The sequence below is a fragment of the Hyphomicrobium sp. genome (assembly GCF_020852195.1).
In the GTDB taxonomy this organism is placed as follows: Bacteria; Pseudomonadota; Alphaproteobacteria; order Rhizobiales; family Hyphomicrobiaceae; genus Hyphomicrobium_C.
Genome location: NZ_JADZBI010000143.1, coordinates 1 through 20,164 on the forward strand (window position 1 = coordinate 1; position 20,164 = coordinate 20,164).

Below are 20,164 nucleotides of genomic sequence, written 5' to 3' on the forward strand. Positions count from 1 at the left end.
GCGTCCGCTACGTCGGAAGCACCTTCGCCGACGATGCCAACGACGTCGCTGTCGGGAGCTACACCCTGTTCGACGCTGCGATCAGCTATGACGTCGGACGGCTGATCCCCGACTTCGACGGTCTCCACCTGCAGCTCAACGTGACCAACCTGTTCAACGAGTATTATGTCAATAGCTGCTATCTCACGGATAGGTACTGTCTGCTCGGTGCCGAGCGCGCTGCGCTGGCAACGGCGACCTATCGCTGGTGACACACTTGCCGAGGCGGCGCGGATGCAGGTTCGCGCCGCCGGCAGAGATCGGAGGAGCTCATGGGAAAAGACCTCCATTCGGAGCAGGGTTTGCGATCCGTCTATCCTGAACCGACGAAGTACGTGCGCGAGAAGGCATTCCCGAAGCTCGACAAGCACTCGCGCCGCTTCATCGAGCTGTCACCGTTCTTCTGCATCGGGTCCTTCGGTCCGGACCAGCTTGCCGATGTCTCGCCGCGCGGCGGCGAGCCGGGCTTCGTGCACGCGCTCGACGAGACGCATATCGCGTTCCCGGACCGGCCAGGCAACAACCGGCTCGATACGCTGACCAACATCGTGCACACGCCGTCCGTGGGCCTGTTGTTCTTCATCCCCGGGGTGCACGAAATGCTACGCCTCAACGGCATCGCATCCGTGACCACGCGCGAGGATTTGATGCTCCGCTTCGTTCACGAGGGAAAGCGGCCCCGCTCCGTGATCCTCGTCGAGGTGCGCGAGGTCTATCTCCACTGCAGCAAGGCGCTCAGGCGATCGGACCTCTGGAACCCCGACAAGCGCCTCGCGCGCGCGGCGCTGCCCACCTTTGGGCAGATGGCCAAGGATCAGTTCAACACGGTCATCCCCGCCAGGCTTCTGGATTTCGCGCTCGAGCGCGATGCGAAGAAAAACCTCTACTGAGCAATCGGCCCGGTTCGCACCGGCGCCATGAAACCCATGAGAGGCCCAACGTTGACCGCGCGCACGGTTCGCATCTGGTACAAGATCCATCGCTGGACAAGCATCGTCTCCACGCTCTTCCTGCTGATGCTCTGCATCACGGGACTGCCGCTCGTCTTCCACCACGAGATCCAGCACTACTTGCATCCCGAACTCGAGGCACCGGAGATGGCGCCCGGGATGCCGCCGGCTCCCGTGGCCGCCGTGGAAGCCGCGGCGCGGGCGCTTCATCCGACCGAGGTCGTGCAATTCCTGAGCTGGGACGAGGACGATCCCAATCTCATGTTCGTGGGCATGGCGCCAAGCCATGATGCGCCGCTCGATGCCACCCACTTCGTCGCGGTCGACGCGCGCACGGCGGCGGTGCTGGCCGAGCCCAATTTCAACGAAGGCGTCATGTACGTGATCCGCACCCTTCACGTCGACATGTTCGCCGGAATCGTGGGCAAGCTGTTCCTCGGCGTCATGGGACTCCTGATGATCGCCGCCATCGTATCCGGTGTGGTGCTCTACGCTCCGTTCATGCGCCGTCTCGATTTCGGTACCATCCGTCACGAGAGGGGCCGTCGCACGAAGTGGCTCGACATGCACAATCTGCTCGGCATCGTCACGGTGGCATGGCTGACCGTGGTTGGCGTGACCGGCGTCATCAACACCTGGGTCGATCCCATCATCAAGATCTGGCAGTTCGGTCAGCTCGCGGACATGCTGAAGCCTTACGAGGGCAAGCCTGCGCCGGCCGCTCCTGTCAGCGTCGACGTCGCCTACACCGCCGCCAAGGCGGCTGCGCTGCCGGGCAACATTCCGGCGTTCATCACCTATCCCGGCAGCATGTTCTCGGGGCAGCATCATTTCGGCGTGTTCCTGCGCGGCGAGACGCATCTCACCACCAAGCTCTTGACCCCGGCCCTCGTCGATGCCGAGACGGGCAGGCTCTCCGACATGCGGCGAATGCCCTGGTACGTCGATGCCCTGTTCGTCTCCCAGCCGCTCCATTTCGGAGACTACGGCGGCCTGCCGATGAAGATCCTGTGGGTGCTGCTCGATCTGATCTCGATCGTCGTGCTCGTGACGGGACTCTACCTCTTCTTAACGCGTCGCAAGACTGCCGAGCGGCAACTGGGATTAGCGGCGGACGGCGAGCGCGCCCTCAGCTTCGGAGCAGCCGAATGACGACGGCGAAAACCCGCCAGGCGCGATCGCTATGGCGCGTCTTCTCGGTGCCGTTCTGGATCGCCGTCACGAGCAGCATCGGGCTCGTCACCGCGCTGGTCGGCGACGGGCTCCTCGATTTCATCTCATGGGTCTGTCTTGCGATTCCGCTGGTCGTGTCTGCCCGATACCTCGTCAGCAAATAGGCGCACGGCAGGCATTGGAGTTACGGTGATGGCGGAAGGCCGTGGCAGACTTTGACTGCCTGATCGAACGATCGCGACTGCCCCACGAGCCGCGTTGGCGATAGTGAGTGCGATCGGCGGTGTGCCGTGCTCTCCCATGCCGGAGGGCTTGTTGGTCGACGGCAGGATGTGGGTCTCAGCAGCCGGACGGCGACGACAGCCACGCAACGCACGCCGAACACCTCGATCTTCGGGAGACGTCCCAAAGGCGCGACGCGAGGAGGGCATCGGAGCATGCGCGAGGTTTACTCCGCCGCCCGCCCAATGTAGGTGCGGTTTGGGACTGGGCACGACGCCCAGAGCGCGTCGAGTGCATGGATCAAGCTTGCCATTTGCTCGTCCGTGTGCGCTGGCGATGGCGTGAGGCGCATCCGCTCGGTGCCCTTCGACACCGTTGGATAGTTGATGGGCTGGACGTAGATCCCGTACTGGCGGAGCAGCGCGTCCGTCACAGCCTTGCAGTGAACCGGGCAGCCGACCATCACAGGGACGATGTGGCTTGGATTGTCCATGACGGGCAGACGCTTCGCCTTGAGCGCCCTCTTGAGTGTCCGGACCCGCTCCCGGTGCCGTGCGCGCTCGAGCGAGCTCATCTTGAGGTGGCGGATGCTCGCAAGCGCGCCGGCGGCGATGGCCGGCGCCAGCGAGGTCGTGAAGATGAATCCCGGTGCGAACGAGCGGATGGCATCGCAGAGGTCGCGCGTGCCGGCGATATAGCCGCCCATCACGCCGAAGCCCTTGGCCAGCGTGCCGTTGATGATGTCGACGCGGTCCATCACGCCCTCGCGCTCGGCGATGCCGCCGCCGCGCGGGCCGTACATGCCGACCGCATGCACCTCGTCGAGATAGGTGAGAGCGCCGTACTTCTCGGCGAGATCGCAGATCGCCGCGATCGGCGCGATGTGCCCGTCCATCGAATACACGCTCTCGAAGGCGATGATCTTCGGCGTGCCCCTCGGAAATTTCTTGAGTTTCGCCTCGAGGTCGCCCACGTCGTTGTGGCGGAAGATGCGCTTCTCGCACATCCCGTGGCGGATGCCTTCGATCATCGAGGCGTGGTTCTTCTCGTCCGAGAAGACGACCGTGCCAGGAACGAGCTTGATGAGGGTCGAGAGGGTCGCATCGTTGGCGACGTAGGCCGAGGTGAAAAGAAGCGCGGCTTCCTTGCCATGGAGGTCGGCAAGCTCGCTTTCGAGCTCGACGTGATAGTGGGTGGTGCCGGAGATATTGCGCGTGCCGCCCGAGCCAGCGCCCACCGCGTCTATGGCCTCGTGCATGGCGGCGAGAACCTTCGGGTGCTGTCCCATGCCGAGGTAGTCGTTGGAGCACCACACCGTAACCTCGCGCGGGCCGTTTGCCGCGAAATGATCTGCCGCTGGAAAGAACCCGCGGCGGCGCTTCAAATCCGCGAAAGTGCGATATCGACCTTCTCGATGAAGGGTCTCGAGCCGCTGCCGGAGCAAGCCCTCAAAGTTCATGTCGACCTCCTACGCGCCGTTCCGGGAAAAAATGCAGAGCAGTCATTCGGCCGTCAGGCCGAGCTCGACGGCCTCGGCCGCAATCCTGCCCGATGCTGCCGAGTCATCCTTGAAGACCTCGAGCGCTTTGCGGTACGCCGTTGCCGCGACCTCTCGCTCACCGAGAACAACGCGAGAGCGCATGAGGCGAGTCCAGCCGTCGACGTCCCGCGGAGAGCTCTCCAGGCGATCTGCCAGGCCATCGACCATCGATCGGATCGCATCGTCGCGCTCGTGCGGGGGCGTCGCTTCGGACGTGGCCGTTGTCTCGACGATCCGTCCGTCACCACCCTCGCCGACGGCATCGGTTTGCGAAGACGAGACTGTTTCCAAGCTGCCGCCTTCGGAGGCCTTCGACTTGGCCTCCTCGTATGCGAGCGTGAGCTCGGCGGAGCTCGGATCGAGCTCTACCGCTTTCGCATAAGCGATAGCTGCCTGCTCATAGTGTCCCGTGTTGAAGTAGGACCAACCGAGCATCCGCCAGCCTTGCACGTCGTTGGGCGTGGCCTCGAGCCGAGCCGCCAAACGCTCGATCATCGTGTCCACATCAGGCAGCGGCTCGCCAGTCGCCGCCATGGACGCCGGCTCCTCGGTCCCAATAGAACGCGTGTAGTCCACAAGGCGCGCAAGAATTTCGCTGTCCGCGTCCTCTGAGCCGGCCGCCTGGGGCGGACCAGCCTGATAAGACGTCGCCATGCCAATGCCTGCAACGAGGAGAAAGACCGCGGCAACCACGATCGACGTCCCGGCGGTGCCTCGAAAACCCTGACCGAACCCGCTACGCAATGACTGCAGTCGAGAGCGTGCAAGTCTCGCCGCCGCCTCTCGCCATTGCGATCCCTTCGATCGCAGTGGAAAGATAAGCTGCGCCGATATCGCGATCGAAAAGACGATAAGAAGCCAACCCAGGAGACTCCGAGACATCTGTACGCTCCAAAACTCTGATGCCCCGCTGCCGTATCATCGATGAGCCCTCAATACTGGCGTTGAAACGACCCGAAACTACAACGCCCAAACCGGTTGCCGCGCCGCCGTCAATTCCGACGCGCCTTCTGGCGCCGGGGCGGTCCGCCGTATCTGCCGTATCTCATGCGGCTGTAGGAGTACGGATAGTAGATATAGCCACCGATGTGCGTCGGGTAATGACCGCGACTGTAGTAGTAAGGATAGTCATAGTAGATAGAGGCGGGACCTATAGGCAGGTGGATCCGTTGCGGGCCGCGGCCACGACGTTTGATCCCGATCACATTCTTCCTGGCGCTTTTCCGGGCACTCTTCTTGGCGCTTTCGCCGGACTTGAGGGAGGACCGCTCAGCCGATGCGGCATCGGCCGCCGGTGCAACAGCGAGGAAACCCACAGCCAGCAGGCAAGACATCAGAGCTGATGCGAATGAATTTCGACTGCTCATGAGATCACCTCGCACGGTCAGAACTTCCTGCGGAGCTCGGTTCGGATGCCGAAGTTGTCTTCTTCGGCGCCCTCGATGATGTGATAGGTAGCATCGGCGCGGAACAGCCACGCCCGGTCGATCGGGATCTGATAGCGGACACCGAAGCCGTACTGCGGGTCCTGGGCACCGATGCCGTCATCGTCGAACGGCTGCACCATGGCCACCTCGAAGACGAGCTGCTGATCCAGATCGAAGAGATACTGCAGGCCGATCGCGCCGCCGAAGGCGTCGGACCCGGTGTCGTCGAGTTTCGGGTAGCCGGTGAGAGCGTCGGTCTCGAAGTTGATACCGACGTTCTTCAGGATGCCGGCGCCATTGCCATCGACGAGGGGCTGAGGGTTACCGAAGCCGACGAAGAAGTTGGCGTAGGGGAGAAGCGTGCTCGGGAGGCCCGTGATCAGGCTGTTCTCCGAGATGATGGCAATGCCGTCGCTGTCCCCATCAGGGTCGTCGCCGAAGTTCGCGAACACGCGGGTCGAGTTCGACACGGTGTTGTAGTAGCGCCGGCTGTAAGCGGCGGTCAGGAAGTGCACCATAAGCCCGTCCCGATCGTCGTAGCCATCCACCAGGGCGTAGCCCGTTTCAATATAGCCGTCGAAGGCGTCGATGAAGGCGGTGACGCCATAGAGATTGGCAACGTGGCTGTCCGCTCCGATGATGCCCACGTTGTCGACATTGTCGAACGCGGCGAAGAAGGTGACGTCGAAGTTGGCGAGGCCGAGCGCCGCCGAGTTCTTCGCGGGGAGGCTCACCGCGCCGCCGAGGATCGCGTCGTTCGCCCAGATTCCGTTCTGCAGGAACAGTGGGAAGAGACCGACCGTGAAGGGCAGGTCGAAACTGGTTTCGTTGCCAGAGAACCCGGAATAGATGGAGCCGACGTCGCCCTCGAAGAACAGCGTCTGCGGCTCGAAGTCGTACTCGTCGTTGAACCTGTCGTTAGCGCCACCGCCGCCGAACTCGTAGCGGGTGAACTTTGCCGCGCCGTCCTGAATCGGCGTGAAGAAGGCGTGTATGCGCTCGGTGCCGGTGATCTTGAAGTCGACGTCGAGGTTCAGCCGGGTCGCGATCTGGGCGATGTCCTTGCCGTTATTGTTGTTGTAGGCGACCGCCGTCCGCCAGTCGCCGTAGATGGCGAGGCCCGGGAGCAGCGGATTCTTTTCACCCAGGAAGGTGCTGCTCTCGTCATACATGCCGGAGGTGTATTGCTGGCGGCCTATCTCGAGCAGCGGGCGCGGCGGCTCGACCGCGCTCTTGGCACCGTAGACGTCGACGTTTCCTTGGGCGTCGTAGCTCGCATCATATTGCGGATCGGGTCGGAAGAGGCCTGCCACGCTCGTGCCTGAAGCGGCCTTTTCTGCCTTATCGGCAGTCTCCCCGTTCGCAGGCGCCTTTGCGGTTTTGCCGGCAGGTTTCTTCTGCGCATCGGCTTGGCCTTCACCAGGGTCAAGCCAGGTGGTGCGGCCCGTCACCTGGGGCAACTCGCCTTTCTTGTCGACGTCGGAGTACGCGCCGACGTACTGCGGGTCGGCGTACCGCCCATCGGCTTTGTTTTCGGCGGGCGACACCTGGGCCACCCAGCCTTCTTCGTCCGCCTCGCTGGGCGACACATGGGTCAACCAGCTTTCCGTGCCGGCCGCGCTGCTGCTTTCGCCTGCCGCAGGTCCGGCAGTCGTGCCGGAAATCACAAGACAGCCGCCGGCGACCAGAGCGATCGTGCTGGTCGTTGTCCGGGCACGGTACGCATTACACATCATGTGGAGACTCCACGCCGTAGCTCTGACCTGCGGGATAAATCTGGGTCGGCTGTTCGGTGCTAGCCCTTTACTTCGATCTCCACCGTGGAGACGTGGAAGTCCAACATCCGCTCGTTCATGCTCTGCTCCATTTCCCTGGTGGAATTGACAAAGCGCATGAAGTAGATCGGCTCGGCGCGGCTTCGCATGCGGAAGGCGAGGCGGTATTTGCCGGGCTTCGTGATCAGGTTGCCCGGCACTCGGTACTTGGCCTGCGCCTGACCCAGTGGCGGCAGCGAGCGGTTCTCCATGCGCACCAGCGGCGGATGGTTGAGAACGGTGGTCGGGATCTGGGGCGGACGCAGGTGCGGCAGCGGGTCGATGTCGAAGTTCACCGGCAGGTACATCTCGCGGTCCGTGCCCTTGACGTTGGTGGTCAGGAACTTGGTCTGGAAATGCACCAGTTGCTGGTCCGTCCTGATTTTGCCGGCCGCAACATCCAGGCTGTGCATGTCGGCGATGTCGCCGTTGCTGTCGACGTAGCCCGACTCCCAGATGTTCTCGCCGTCGGGATCGACGAGCGCGACGTTCACCCAAAGCTGCGGCTGCGCACCGAGGGAACCGGACGGCAGGTTGTGCCCTGAGTTGAGGTTCTTGAGCCTGTAGGAGAACGCCAGATCCCTGCCGACCCCCGGATCGCCCTCGATGTTGGGCCCGTCGATCTGCATGCCATTCTCCATGACCTGCTTCCTGATCGTGTCGCGCTTGTCGAGCCTCGCGATGTTCTCCTCGATGATTTCCCGTGCCTCCTCACGGTCGAGCGCATCGGCCCAGGCCTTGGGAAAGTCGACCTTGATCTTGCCGCTTGCGACCTTGTCCTCGAACGCGGCGGTGCCCCAACCGGCGCGCCAGTCGAACGCGAGCCAGTCCTTGATGCCGTAGGCCTGGGCCTTTGTGTTGTGAGGAAAGATGCCGGGGTGGGCGACCGAATAGCCCGGGCCGATGAAGCGGTGATTGGCATGCTTGCGTCCAGGATTGATCTCCTTTCCGCCGACCACGGCGGAGGGCGCAGTCGCATAGCCCTCGGGCTTTCCGGGGACCTTGCCCATGTGGCAGTCCTGGCATGTGACGCCGGCTTTGCGTGCCGGGCTGTCGCGGTACTGATCCCAAACGACCTCCAGCTTGATCCCCAGGTTGACGGCGACCTGGTGGCAACTGACGCAGAACTCCGACTTGGTGAGCTGGTCATTCGTGACCATGCCCTCGTGGATGTCGTTGCCGCGCCCGTCAGTGCTGGTCTTGACGGAGTAGCTATCCTTGTCGGCGAGGACATCTTTGATCACGCTCTGCTCGCCGCTGCCGTAGACCGGCTCGTGAATCGTGCCCGGCTCGACCCGGCGCTCGCCGTTGACCTTGCCGTACTGCTCCTTGACCCGGTGGCAGGTGATGCAGGTCACGCCCTCGCGGGAAACCGCGGCGCGCTCCCAAAGCGGCGTTTCGCGGCTCTCGCCGAGCTGGGTGCCGACCTGCTGGTGACAGCGCACGCAGAAGGTGCCGACCGTGCCTTGCGTCAGATCCTGGAACTTCTGCTCGAACTTGTGGAACATCGGCGAGATCGACGCATAGGCATGGTTCGACGACGCCCACTCTTCGTAGATCTGCTTGTGGCACTCGCCGCATTGCGCAGCGGTGGGATAGAGGGTCTCGTCGTTGAACAGGCCGTTGTGGCCACCGGCTTCGGCCTTCGCGGGTGCTTCGTCATTCGGGTTGTTCTCGGCGTTCGGAGTATCGGCCTTTTTGGCCGCTCCTTTGTCCTCGGCGGGGTCGTATACGCCCACCTTGGAAGGCTGAACGGTCGTGGTCCACGCAGTCCCGCCGGATCCGGCGACGGCACTCTGGCTCAGGAATACTACGTGCATCAACACGGCGTTCGCAAAAGCGCGAGAAAGTATCGAAATGCGGGATCGTCGCCTTATCACATTACGCATTACCCTCTTACCCCATAGGTTTCAGGCACGCATTATCCTGTCCCCTCAACAGCTTTGAGGGTGACATCCCCGCTTGCAACAATCTCGTGAAAACGGCGCCCGACCACCGCCGTGAACTGAAGATTAAATTGGAAAAATTGGCAGTCATAAGGCCGAGCTCATTACAAAAGCCGTTTCCGGAAATGAAACGCGGGAGGCAAGCGCTCGCCAAGCCCGGCTATCCGTCCGGATTTTGGATAAAAATACTAATTATACCAATGCGTTATGATTTGCGTTGTTCGCGCCTCGACCTGCCGAAAATTAGCACCGCGACGACGGACGGATGGCCTTCTCTCTAGGTTATTAAAATTTTTAATCCCGACGGAATAAAATAAATTGCCCAATTCTATTGCCCGCCGTGATTGCCCGTTGAGCGCAATGCATTGTTTTTGAGCCGCCTTCAATTTTACTGCTTGCCACCCGCGACCATCAAATTGTCATTGTCTGACCATCATAGGAGGTTTTTCTTCTCCCGAACGATAAGGGTAGATGTTTCGGATTAAAAACTGGATTTCTGAACGTCGAAGGCGTCAAGAAAGCCCAGCGACGGCGGATCGCCCGTTCCGGTCGTATTTGAAGAAATTGAAGCCTCCCGGGATCAAGCAATGGCGAGAACTCACCAAATTATCATCAACGGCAAAAGCTTTCTGGCGCGCCCCGGCGAGTTGCTTCTGGACGCGGCTCTGAGCAACGGCGTGGACCTGCCTTACGACTGCCGCGCCGGCCACTGCGGTACCTGCTGCGTGCGTGTGGTCTCCGGCAAGGTACACGGCGGCGAAGGATCCGAGCCCGGCGTCGTTCATGCCTGTCAGTGCCGGATCGCCGGCGATGCGGTGATCGAGAGGGACCAGCCATCGGGTGTTCGCGTCGTCGAAGGCGTGCTGAGCTCGTTGCTTCCCCTATCGCCCGATGTGATGGAGGTCGGTATCAGGACGGACCGGGCGCTGCCCTATCATGCGGGGCAATATGCCCAGGTGCGCTTCAGCGGCTATCCGACCCGCCCTTTCAGCATCACCCATCCCTTGCGCGGCAAACCGGACGGCCGCTCAGTCTGGTTCCATATCCGGCGCATGAAGGGTGGGCGTGTCACGGCATCGCTGGGCAAGCGCATTGCTCCGGGCCATCGCGTGAAGCTGACCGGGCCCTATGGCGCGGCGCATTTTCGGCCCGATCTTGAGGGCCGCTTGATTCTCGTCGCCACCAATACCGGCTTTGCGCCGATATGGTCAGTCGCCGTCGCCGCGCTGCGCGAGAACCCGCAGCGCGCGATGATGATCATCGCCGGCGGCCGCACCATCCAGTCGCTCTATATGGGTCCGGCTCTCATGCAGCTTGCCCGCTTCCCGAATGTCCACGTCGTCCCTGTTTGCAGCACGCCGCAGACCGTGACCACAGCGGTGAGGCTGGGCCGGCCGACGGAGTATCTGCCGCGCCTGCTGCCGACCGATGTGATCTACGCCTGCGGAGCGCCGGGGATGGTCGAGTCCGTCAAATCGATCGCGGCGCACGCCGGCGCGAACTGTTACGCGGACCCGTTCCTGCTGACCACCGACCACACGGTCGAGGAAGGCGTTTTGACCCGCGCGATGGGGTGGCTCGCCGTGCCCAGCAGCCGGCAGCCGGGCCAGCCCGCTCTCGATCGCATCCGCGGGCGGCGGGAACCGTCGATGCAGGGCGTACAGGATGGCTGAAGGAAAGGTGAGACGTCATTTTCGTTAGAGCGTATGGCGGCCGTCGGTCGATCGGGGTTCGGCCCACGGCTCTTCTCCGGTTTTCCGTGCTTTGTGTCTGCGCCGTGCTGATGGTTTTCGGCTTTGTCGCGGCCAGCGCGGTTGCCTCCGATGCAGACAAGATCGTCGGTCCGAATGCCTGTGCCGAGTGTCACAAGCAGGAGGTCGAAGCCTGGAAGGGCTCGCATCATTTCAAGACCTACCGTGAAATGCCGCGCAACACCAAGGCGAACGAAATCGCGGAAAAGATGGGCGTTCGGCGCATCAGAACGGAGAGCTTGTGCGCGACCTGCCACTACACAGTGGAGCAGAAAGGAAACCAAAAGAAGCCGATTGCCGGCATCTCCTGCGAATCCTGCCACGGCGGCGGGAAAGATTGGATCAAGGTCCACAGCGAGTTCAGCGGCAAAACAATACTGTTTGAGAGCAAGGCCGAGGCGGCGGCGCGCTGGAAGCTCTCCGAGTCCAAGGGGATGCTCAGGCCGCGCTCGTTCTACCTGCTCGCTAAGAATTGCTACGGCTGCCATGTCGTGCCGCAGGAGGATCTCGTGAACAAAGGCGGTCATCCTGCCGGTAGTGCCTTCGAGCTGGTGTCCTGGTCGCAGGGCGAGGTGCGGCACAGCACCTGGCATTCCAAGGGCAGAGACAACGTGCCGGCGAGCGCGGCGCGCAAGCGAATGCTCTATCTCGTCGGCCTCGGCGTCGAGCTCGAGACCGGGATCCGCGCGATCGGCCGTGCGAAATCGAGAAATCTCTACGCGTTCGAAATGGCAAAGCGTGTCGACCGGGCACGCAAGCAGCTTGCCGCCGCGGCGAAAGCGGCGCCGAACGTACCGGAGATCGCGAAGTTGGTCGCATATAGCTACTCGGCCGGGCTGAAACTGAACAACGAACGCACGCTGACGGCTGCCGCCGACGGCATCTCCAAACAGCTCGTTCTCATCACCGAAAAGTATGACGGCAGCACCATGTCCGGACTCGATGGCCTCGTTCCCGGACCGGAAAAATACAAAGGCAAGGTAAGAAAGCCGGACAACTGATCGGCCGGCGACAACGGGGGAACAAGCAACGCGTTGGGCAATTTCGGGAGGTTTGCGTGAGATCGGTCGGGCGACGCCTTTCTGACGGCTCGATCGGCGGCCGCGGTCCGGCCCCGGCCGGATATCTCATCAGCCAGATGGTCCAGTGTCTTCTGATCGCGGCCCTATCCGGCAGCTTGTTCTGGCTCGTCTGGATCTACGGCAACAGCCTCCGCGACCCGCGCTATCTCGATGGCTGGATACTGGCCGGCGGCATGAGCCTGCAGCTCTCCTTCCACATCGCCATCAAGAGAGCCAAGCTGTCGCCAAAATCCGTCATGCGATGGCGAAAGACCCATATCCTCATCGGCTATCTGCTGATCGCCGCCTTCCTCTCGCATGCAGATTTTTCTCTTCCGGACACGGGCTTCGAATGGGCGTTGTGGGCGGGTTTCGTACTGGTGACGTTGAGCGGCATCGTCGGCACCTATCTCGCCTGGTCGCTGAAAGCCAAGCGACGGATCGACGAGGGCGTCAGCTACGATCGTATCCCCGCCCTGCGCTCCGGGCTGGCGCGGGATGTCCACGCCGCCGTCGTCGAGATCGATCCTGCCGACGCTCAGATCGCGTTACCGGGGCTTCCGGGGATGCCCCATGACGCCTGGATCATGGACCTCTACACTACCCACCTGCGCGACTTTTTCCAGGGACCGCGAAATTTCACCGCCCATCTCATCGGCTCGCAGCGCCCGCTCAAGCGGCTCACCGATGAGATCGACAGTCTGTCAGGCTATGTCGACCAGCAGAGCCAGGAGAAGCTCGCCGCCATCAAGAACCTCGTGATCGAGAAAGACCGGCTCGACTTCGCGCGTGTCTATCTCGGGCTCAGCAAGGTCTGGCTGTTCGTACATGTGCCCATCACCTATGCGCTGATCGTGCTCTCGGTGCTGCACGTCCTCGTCGTCTATGCCTTTTCATCGGGGGGCTGGTGATGTGGCGACGGAGACGGATCGGATCGGCTCTGCCGCCGAAGTCCGAGGAGCAGGCGCTTCCCGGCGCCCGCCGCGACCGTCTCGCGGTGCTGCTGGCGCTCGTCACCATCGTCTGCCTAAGCGCGGCCTTCTTCCTCGCCAAGGGCACGCAGTTCCTGATGCCGGGGCCGCTGACAAGCGCTCACGGCGCGATCGAGACCTGCAGCGCCTGCCACACCAAGAGCGGCAGCGGAAAACTGAGCTGGGTTCACGGTTTCGTCGCCGGCGATCGGCTGGCCGACAGCAAGGCCTGCCTTGCTTGCCACAAAATGCCGGACACCGCCTTCAACGCACACGGTGCTTCGGCCGAAGTGCTGAAGAGCAGCACCGAGCGGCTGACGAAAATCGCTGCGGAGACGCCCGTGCCGCAATCGGCGCGCGCGCAGAGCGTCGCCTTCCCGACCGATGGCATGGTCGCACACGGTCTCGCGTGCGCGACGTGCCACCAGGAGCATCAGGGCATCAAGTTCAACCTCAACAAGATCTCCAACGAGCAGTGCCGCTCCTGCCACGTGGTGAAGTTCGACAGCTTCGACGGCAACCACCCGAAGTTCGACAACTATCCTTTCAAGCGGCGCACGCGGATCGTCTACGACCATGCCGGCCACTTCGGGAAGCACTACCCGGAACTGGCGAAGAAGGATCCGGCGAGGCGCATCCCCGAGACCTGCTCGACCTGCCACGACAGCCGCCAGGACAAGCGGATCATGGCTGTCGCGCGTTTCGAGCAGACGTGCGCCACCTGTCATCTCGACCAGATCGTCGGCAAGGAGCGCGCCACCGGCCCGAAAGGAATTGCGTTCCTGTCGCTCCCTGGGCTCGACCTCGACGCGCTGAAGAAGAAGAAAGCCCCGATCGGCGAGTGGCCGGGCGGGTCCGAAGCCGAGCTCACACCCTTCATGAAGGTGATGATCAGTCGCAATGACAAGGGCCGTGCTCTGATCAAGGCCGTTGACGGCCTGAACCTTCAGGACTTGGCGAACGCGAGCGACGTTCAGATCAAGGCGGTGACGGATCTGGTCTGGGAGGTCAAGCACCTATTCCATGCATTGATCTCTGGAAAAGCGTCGGACGTGCTAGGCGACCTCAATATTGTCAGCGGCGCGAAACTCGCTCCGGGCCTCGTTGCCGATCTCACCGCGAGCATCCCGCGCGATGTTGTCATCAGTGCCCACAAACAGTGGCTGCCCAATCTCGCCAAGGAAATCGCCAATGGCCCGATCGCGGGTGATCCGCAACAGGTCATCAGTGAACAGGAGCACGACGACGGTCCGAGCTCGGCAACCGCAGACTCGGACCTGTCCGTTTCGGACTCTTCGGAGGAGCCGTCCGACCCGGATGCTCTTGAGACGGCCCTTACACCCGATGCAGAAGCGTCGGACAGCGACGCGGCCGGCGCAGTCAAACGCGATCCGCCGCCTTGTATCGTGCACCTTTTTGGTCAGTGCCTGATGTTCAAGGACCAACCGGCTTCACCAGCCCAACCCGAAGGAGCGGCCGGACAAACCGGGAAGGGACCACCCTCCGCCAGCGCGTTGCCGGAACCGATGAGAGCAGGTCTCGAGGACGCCGGGCCGGCCGCAGAGCCTGACGCAGCGGCCGGAAGAACCATTGCCGCGAAGACTACGCCAGATGTCGGTCAGAACACGCCGTCCGCCGACGATACGCCTCAGGCCAAGGCGGGTGACCAATCCGACGATCTGCTCTTTCCTACGGAGGAAGAGCTTCGCGCGATGAAAGGTCGTGGCAAAGGCACCGGGAAAGCAGCCGCGCCAGAAGGTGGCGGACCTGCGCCGCCCGATCCCGAGGCGGGGTCAAGCACTCCGGGCGAGAGGTTGCAGCCAACGCCTGCGCCCGTGATCGCCATCCAGAGCGACGTGGACCCGGAGAGCTGGGCCGAGTATGGCGGCTGGTACACGCAGGATCACGCGATCTTCTATCGTCCCACGGGCCACAAGGACAAATTCATCTACGCCTGGCTCTTTCTAACCGGTCCCCAAGCGCCGAAAGGTGGCACGAGCCCGGCGGCGGCGGTGTTCGATTTTCTCACGAGCAAGGACGCTCAGGGGTCATGCACGAAATGCCACAGCGTGGACGACATCGACGGCAAAGGGCGGGTCGTAAATTTCTCCCCGACTTCGGTCGAGAGCAGACAGGGACGTTTCACGACTTTCATTCATGAGCCGCACTTCGGCCTCATGGAGGATCGCGGTTGTCTGACGTGCCACAACCTTGAAAAGGGCCGCCCCTATCTGACGAGCTACGAGCACGGCAAACCGCAGAATTTCGTTTCCAGCTTCAGTGCGGTGAAAGAGGATCTCTGCCAGAGCTGTCACACCGCCGGCATGGCGCGTCAGGACTGTCTCCTGTGTCACCAATATCATGTGAACGGCGTCAACACGCCAATCATGAAAACGAGACTTCCAACTCAATAGCGTCTGATGCCGTCGCCCCTGAGGCCCCGCGCATGCAGGAGCGTGCTGCTCCTGATAGTCTTACGGGCGCGCCACACGCCGTCAGCCTCCCAAACCGGTTTGGCGGTTTGGGAAAACCGGACATAAAAGCCAATTAATACAAGGCCGAAATGAAGACTGGCGCACCCGACAGGATTCGAACCTGTGACCTCTGCCTTCGGAGGGCAGCACTCTATCCAGCTGAGCTACGGGTGCATTCCAACGGATCGGCGGCGCCATGGGGCGCCGGGAGGTTCCTGATAGCGCATTCCGAACGCGTGAGCAAACGGCCTCGCACAGGGATTTCGAAGCCCGCCGCCGGAAAGGGCTGACCGCGCCGCCCGGCCTCCCTATATTGCGCGTCCATGAGCGAAAATTCTCCTGTGAAGTCCCCGCGACCCGTGCCGCAGTGCTCCGTCCCCGAGGGCGAGCCGGTGCCGATCGTCAAGGGCAGCCATGTCTACCTTGTCGACGGGTCGGGCTATATCTTCCGCGCCTTCCATGCGCTGCCGCCCCTCACGCGGCCGTCGGACGGGCTGCCGGTCGGTGCCGTGCACGGTTTCTGCGCCATGCTGTGGAAGCTCCTGGTCGAGACCAAGGCGTCGGAGGCGCCGACGCACCTCGCCGTCGTGTTCGATGCCTCAGAGAAGACGTTCCGCAACGAGATCTACCCGGATTACAAGGCGCACCGGCCGCCGGCACCCGAGGAGCTGGTGCCGCAGTTCCCGCTCATCCGCGAGGCCGTGCGCGCCTTCAACGTCGCTTGTCTCGAGCAGCTCGGCTACGAGGCCGACGATCTCATCGCCACCTACGCGAAGGAGGTGGTGGACGCCGGCGGCGACGTCACCATCGTTTCTTCGGACAAGGACCTGATGCAGCTCGTGCGTCCGGGCGTGCTCATGTGGGACGGCATGAAGAACAAGAAGATCGGGCGCGACGAGGTGCTCGAAAAGTTCGGCGTGCCGCCCGAGAAGGTCATCGACGTGCAGGCGCTCGCCGGGGATTCCACGGACAACGTGCCGGGCGTGCCGGGTATCGGCGTCAAGACGGCGGCGGAGCTGATCTCGAACTACGGCGACCTCGAATCGCTGCTCGCCGCGGCCAGCGCGATCAAGCAGCCGAAGCGGCGCGAAAAGCTGATCGAATTCGCCGACCAGGCGCGCATCTCGCGCGAGCTGGTCACGCTCAAGGAGGATGTGCCGGTCGAAGTGCCGGTGGAGCAGCTCGGCGTGCAGGAGCCGATGCCCGAGGCGCTGCTCGCCTTCCTGCGTAAGATGGAGTTCACGACGCTTACCAAGCGCATCTCGGAGAAGCTCGGCGTCGAGGCGCCGGCAGGGACGGTCGCATCCACCTCTCCTCCCTCGTCGAGGGGGCGGCCGGGAGGGGAGGATTCCGCAGCGGTCGCTGACGGAAGTCCCCCCACGCCTAGCCCTTCCCCACAAGAGGGAAGGGAATCTGCGGCACGGAATTCGCACGGGCCGGGGACGCCGGCGGCCGGCGCGGCCATCCTCTCGGCGCGCATCGCAAAGGTGCCGTTCGATCGCACGGCCTACGAGACCATTGCGAGCCTCGACCGGCTGGCGTGGTGGATCACGGCCGCGCGCGAGGCCGGGCGCTTCGCTTTCGACGTCGAGACCACGGCGCTCGACTGCATGAATTGCGATCTCGTCGGGTTCTCGCTCGCGGTGCAGCCGGGCAAGGCTTGCTATGTGCCGGTCGGGCATCGGCCGGCAGCCGGCGGCTTCGACTTCGGCCAGGGCGACGGACTGGTGCAGGCGCCGCTTGCGGAGACGCTGGCGCTGATCAAGCCGCTGCTTGAGGACGCCGCGCTCTTGAAGATCGGCCACAACATCAAGTTCGACGCGCTGGTACTCAAGCGGTACGGCATCAACCTCGCGCCGATCGACGACACCATGCTGATCTCCTACGTGCTCGACGGAGGGCGGTGGGCGCACGGCATGGATACGCTCGCCGAGCGCCATCTCGCGCATACGTGCATCACATTCGAAAAGGTGCTGGAGCTCGCGCCCGGCAAGAAGGGCGAGAAGAACTTCGCGCAGGTGCCGATCGAGAAGGCCGCCGAGTATGCAGCCGAGGACGCGGATGTCACGCTCAGGCTCTGGTACAAGCTCAAGCCGCGGCTCGCGGCGGAGCGACTCATGACGGTCTATGAGACGCTTGAGCGGCCGTTGCTGCCGGTGATCGTCGGCATGGAGCATGCGGGCATCCTCGTCGACAAGAGTGTGCTGTCACGGCTCTCCTCCACGTTCGCGCAGTCGCTGACGCGGCTCGAGGAGGAGATCAACGGCCTCGTCGGGCACAAGTTCAATCTCGGCTCGCCCAAGCAGCTCGGCGAACTGCTGTTCGACCGCCTCAGGCTGCCCGGCGGCAAGCGCACCAAGAGCGGGCAGTGGGAGACGCGCGCCGGCCTGCTGGACGATCTCGCCGCCAACGAGGACGTTCCCGAGAGCGCCCGCGGGCTCATCAACAAGATGCTCGAATGGCGGCAGCTCTCGAAGCTGCTCTCGACCTACACGGATGCGCTGCCGGCGTTCATTCATAAGGAGACCGGGCGCATCCACACGAGCTATGCGCTCGCTTCGACGACGACGGGGCGGCTCGCCTCCTACGATCCGAACCTGCAGAACATCCCGATCCGCACCAAGGAAGGACGCGAGATCCGCACCGCCTTCATCGCCGACAAGGGGAACGTGCTGGTGTCGGCGGACTACTCGCAGATCGAGCTGCGCGTGCTCGCGCACATCGCCGACATTCCGCAGCTCAAGCGCGCGTTCGCGGACGGGCTCGACATCCACGCCATGACGGCGTCCGAGATGTTCGGCGTGCCGATCAAGGGCATGCCGGCCGAGGTGCGCCGGCGCGCGAAGGCGATCAATTTCGGAATTATCTACGGCATCTCGGCGTTCGGGCTCGCCAACCAGCTCAACATCTCGCGCGAGGAAGCGGGCGCCTACATCAAGACCTACTTCGAGCGCTTCCCCGGCATCCGCGACTACATGGAGGCGACCAAGAAGGGCGCGCACGAGCGCGGCTTCGTGGAGACGATCTTCGGGCGGCGCATTCATTACCCCGAGATCAACACCAAGAACCCCGGCGTGCGCGGCAACCTCGAGCGCGCGGCGATCAATGCGCCGATCCAGGGCAGCGCGGCCGACATCCTGCGGCGCGCCATGATCCGCATGGCACCGGCGCTGGCGGACGCCAAGCTCGAGACGGCGCAGATGCTCTTACAGGTGCACGACGAGCTCGTGTTCGAAGTGTCGAAGCGGGAAGCCAACACGCTGATCGCGGTGGCAAAAGGCGTGATGGAAGGCGCGACCGCGCCGGCCGTGGAGTTCTCCGTGCCTATCCACGTCGACGCCAAGTCGGCGGCGAACTGGGAGGCGGCGCATTAGCGCGCGTTGGCTTTAATTGGATTGTCCCATTCAACGTCACGGCCAGGTCCGACCTGACTATCGGGGAGCGTATCTCCCAGAGCGACCAGTTGGCGTTACCTTTATGCAAAGCGAGGGTAACCCGCTCCGTCAAAGGCCGGCTTGAGGGCCCTCCAGAATCTGCACCAGCCGCTCCTTGATCGCCTCCTGGCGAGTCTCGCTGTCGATTTTCCGGCCGGTCAGGTCCGTCACGTAGAACACGTCAACCGCCTTCTCGCCGAAGGTCGTGACGTGTGCGGACGCGATGTCGAGCGACAGATCCGATAGCGCGTTGGTCAGCTCGTACAACAGGCCCGTGCGGTCGCGGCCGGCGACCTCGATCACCGTGAAGACGTCGGACAGCGCGTTGTTGACGTAAACCTCGGGCGCGACCGTGAACGCCTCGACGCGCGGCGGACAAGGACGGCGGTTGGCGAGCAGGGCCGCGACCCAGGTGTCGCCGCGCAAGAGCCGCTCGATGATCTCCTCAATGCGACGGGCGCGGCGCAGCTCGTCCTCGTCCTCCTGGAACTCGCGCGCGAGCAGGAAGGTGTCGAGCGCCGAGCCGTCGCGCGTGGTGGTGATATGGGCACCGACGATGTTGGCACCGTTGGCGGCGCAGGCGCCGGCGAAATGCGCGAGCAGGCGCGGGTGATTGGGCGCGAAGACCGTCAGCTCCGTGATGGCGGTAAAGGCGTCGGTCGTATGATCGGCGGCGAAGGTCTTGCCCTCGCTTTCCGCGCGGCGCAGGAGACGCGCGTGATAGATCTGGCGCTTGGGCTCCGTGCGCAGCCAGTAGTCGGGATAATGCCGGTCGATGAAGCGGTCCACGTCCGCTTTCGGCCAATCGGCCAGGGCGGCACGCAACTCGGCCTGGGCCTCGGCAACCAGCTTGGCGCGTGGGGCCTGCGTGTGGCCGCCGGAAAGCAGCGGCTCGGTTTCCGCATAGAGCGTGCGCAGGAGCTGGCCCTTCCACCCGTTCCATACGCCCGGACCGACGGCCCGTATGTCGGCGACTGAGAGCAGGAGCAGGAGCTTCAGGCGCTCGGGGCTCTGCACGATGTCGGCGAAGTCGCGCAGGGTCTTCGGATCGTTGATGTCGCGGCTCTGGGCGATGTTGCTCATGGTCAGATGCTGCTCGATCAGCCAGACCACGGTGTCGGTCTCCGCCTGCGTCAGGCCGAGCCGCGGGCAGAGCTTGCGCGCAATCTCGGCGCCGACCAGAGAGTGGTCCTCGATGCGGCCCTTGCCGATGTCGTGCAGGAAGGCGGCGACGTAGAGCACGCGACGGTTCTGGATGGTCTTGATCAGCTCGGTCGAGAGCGGAAGGTCGCCCGCCGAGTTGCCGCGCTCGATCTCGGTCAACTGGCCCACGGTACGGATCAGATGCTCGTCGACCGTGAA

Annotated in this window: 14 protein-coding genes and 1 tRNA gene; 9 read left to right on the top strand and 6 right to left on the bottom strand. The window is 63.3% G+C overall.

Annotation, left to right across the window (positions count from 1 at the left end; genetic code table 11):
* The 4 genes from IT540_RS12045 to IT540_RS12060 form a co-directional block, all read left to right on the top strand.
* The coding region (locus IT540_RS12045; protein ID WP_291177862.1) for a TonB-dependent receptor at positions 1-251 on the top strand (251 nt) is incomplete at its 5' end.
* Between the two features lie 60 nt (positions 252-311).
* Complete coding sequence (locus tag IT540_RS12050; protein WP_291177865.1) at positions 312-929, top strand: MSMEG_1061 family FMN-dependent PPOX-type flavoprotein; 618 nt, start codon at positions 312-314, stop codon at positions 927-929.
* A 51-nt stretch (positions 930-980) separates the two neighbouring features.
* Positions 981-2,141 carry a PepSY-associated TM helix domain-containing protein gene (locus IT540_RS12055; RefSeq protein ID WP_291177869.1) on the top strand — a complete coding sequence of 387 codons (1,161 nt, stop codon included), beginning with the start codon at positions 981-983 and terminating at the stop codon, positions 2,139-2,141.
* The gene (locus tag IT540_RS12060) at positions 2,138-2,326 is read left to right on the top strand and encodes a hypothetical protein (protein ID WP_291177872.1); all 189 of its coding nucleotides are present in this window, start codon (positions 2,138-2,140) and stop codon (positions 2,324-2,326) included. Before IT540_RS12055 ends, IT540_RS12060 begins: the two co-directional genes overlap by 4 nt.
* A gap of 284 nt (positions 2,327-2,610) precedes the next feature.
* Here the strand turns inward: IT540_RS12060 and hemA are convergent, their stop codons facing one another.
* The 4 genes from hemA to IT540_RS12080 all read right to left on the bottom strand — a co-directional run bounded on the left by hemA (position 2,611) and on the right by IT540_RS12080 (position 8,985).
* On the bottom strand, positions 2,611-3,843 hold the full coding sequence (gene hemA / locus IT540_RS12065; protein WP_291177876.1) for a 5-aminolevulinate synthase: 1,233 nt from the start codon (positions 3,841-3,843) through the stop codon (positions 2,611-2,613).
* 42 nt (positions 3,844-3,885) lie between these two features.
* Positions 3,886-4,458 carry a tetratricopeptide repeat protein gene (locus IT540_RS12070; RefSeq protein WP_291177879.1) on the bottom strand — a complete coding sequence of 191 codons (573 nt, stop codon included), beginning with the start codon at positions 4,456-4,458 and terminating at the stop codon, positions 3,886-3,888.
* 850 nt (positions 4,459-5,308) lie between these two features.
* A complete protein-coding gene (locus IT540_RS12075) occupies positions 5,309-7,018 on the bottom strand; it encodes a hypothetical protein (RefSeq protein WP_291177882.1) in 1,710 nt (569 codons plus the stop codon).
* Between the two features lie 128 nt (positions 7,019-7,146).
* Positions 7,147-8,985: a multiheme c-type cytochrome gene (locus tag IT540_RS12080; RefSeq protein ID WP_291177904.1), complete on the bottom strand. Its 1,839-nt coding sequence runs from the start codon at positions 8,983-8,985 to the stop codon at positions 7,147-7,149.
* A gap of 713 nt (positions 8,986-9,698) precedes the next feature.
* On the opposite strand from IT540_RS12080, the gene IT540_RS12085 reads away from it, so the two are divergent.
* From IT540_RS12085 to IT540_RS12100, 4 genes are all read left to right on the top strand, one after another.
* On the top strand, positions 9,699-10,784 hold the full coding sequence (locus tag IT540_RS12085; protein WP_291177885.1) for a 2Fe-2S iron-sulfur cluster-binding protein: 1,086 nt from the start codon (positions 9,699-9,701) through the stop codon (positions 10,782-10,784).
* Between the two features lie 110 nt (positions 10,785-10,894).
* Positions 10,895-11,863, top strand: a complete 969-nt coding sequence (locus tag IT540_RS12090) for a cytochrome c family protein (RefSeq protein ID WP_291177888.1) — start codon at positions 10,895-10,897, stop codon at positions 11,861-11,863.
* A gap of 56 nt (positions 11,864-11,919) precedes the next feature.
* Positions 11,920-12,834 (top strand): hypothetical protein, encoded by a 915-nt coding sequence (locus IT540_RS12095; RefSeq protein WP_291177892.1) that lies wholly within the window; start codon positions 11,920-11,922, stop codon positions 12,832-12,834.
* A gap of 86 nt (positions 12,835-12,920) precedes the next feature.
* Complete coding sequence (locus IT540_RS12100; protein ID WP_291177895.1) at positions 12,921-15,308, top strand: hypothetical protein; 2,388 nt, start codon at positions 12,921-12,923, stop codon at positions 15,306-15,308.
* A gap of 157 nt (positions 15,309-15,465) precedes the next feature.
* Here the strand turns inward: IT540_RS12100 and IT540_RS12105 are convergent.
* Positions 15,466-15,542: transfer RNA gene (locus IT540_RS12105), tRNA-Arg, on the bottom strand.
* Between the two features lie 167 nt (positions 15,543-15,709).
* Here IT540_RS12105 and polA point away from each other — a divergent pair.
* A complete protein-coding gene (polA, locus tag IT540_RS12110) occupies positions 15,710-18,742 on the top strand; it encodes a DNA polymerase I (RefSeq protein WP_291177898.1) in 3,033 nt (1,010 codons plus the stop codon).
* 129 nt (positions 18,743-18,871) lie between these two features.
* Here the strand turns inward: polA and IT540_RS12115 are convergent.
* A partial coding sequence (locus IT540_RS12115) for an ACT domain-containing protein (RefSeq protein WP_291177901.1) occupies positions 18,872-20,164 on the bottom strand: 1,293 nt, incomplete at its 5' end.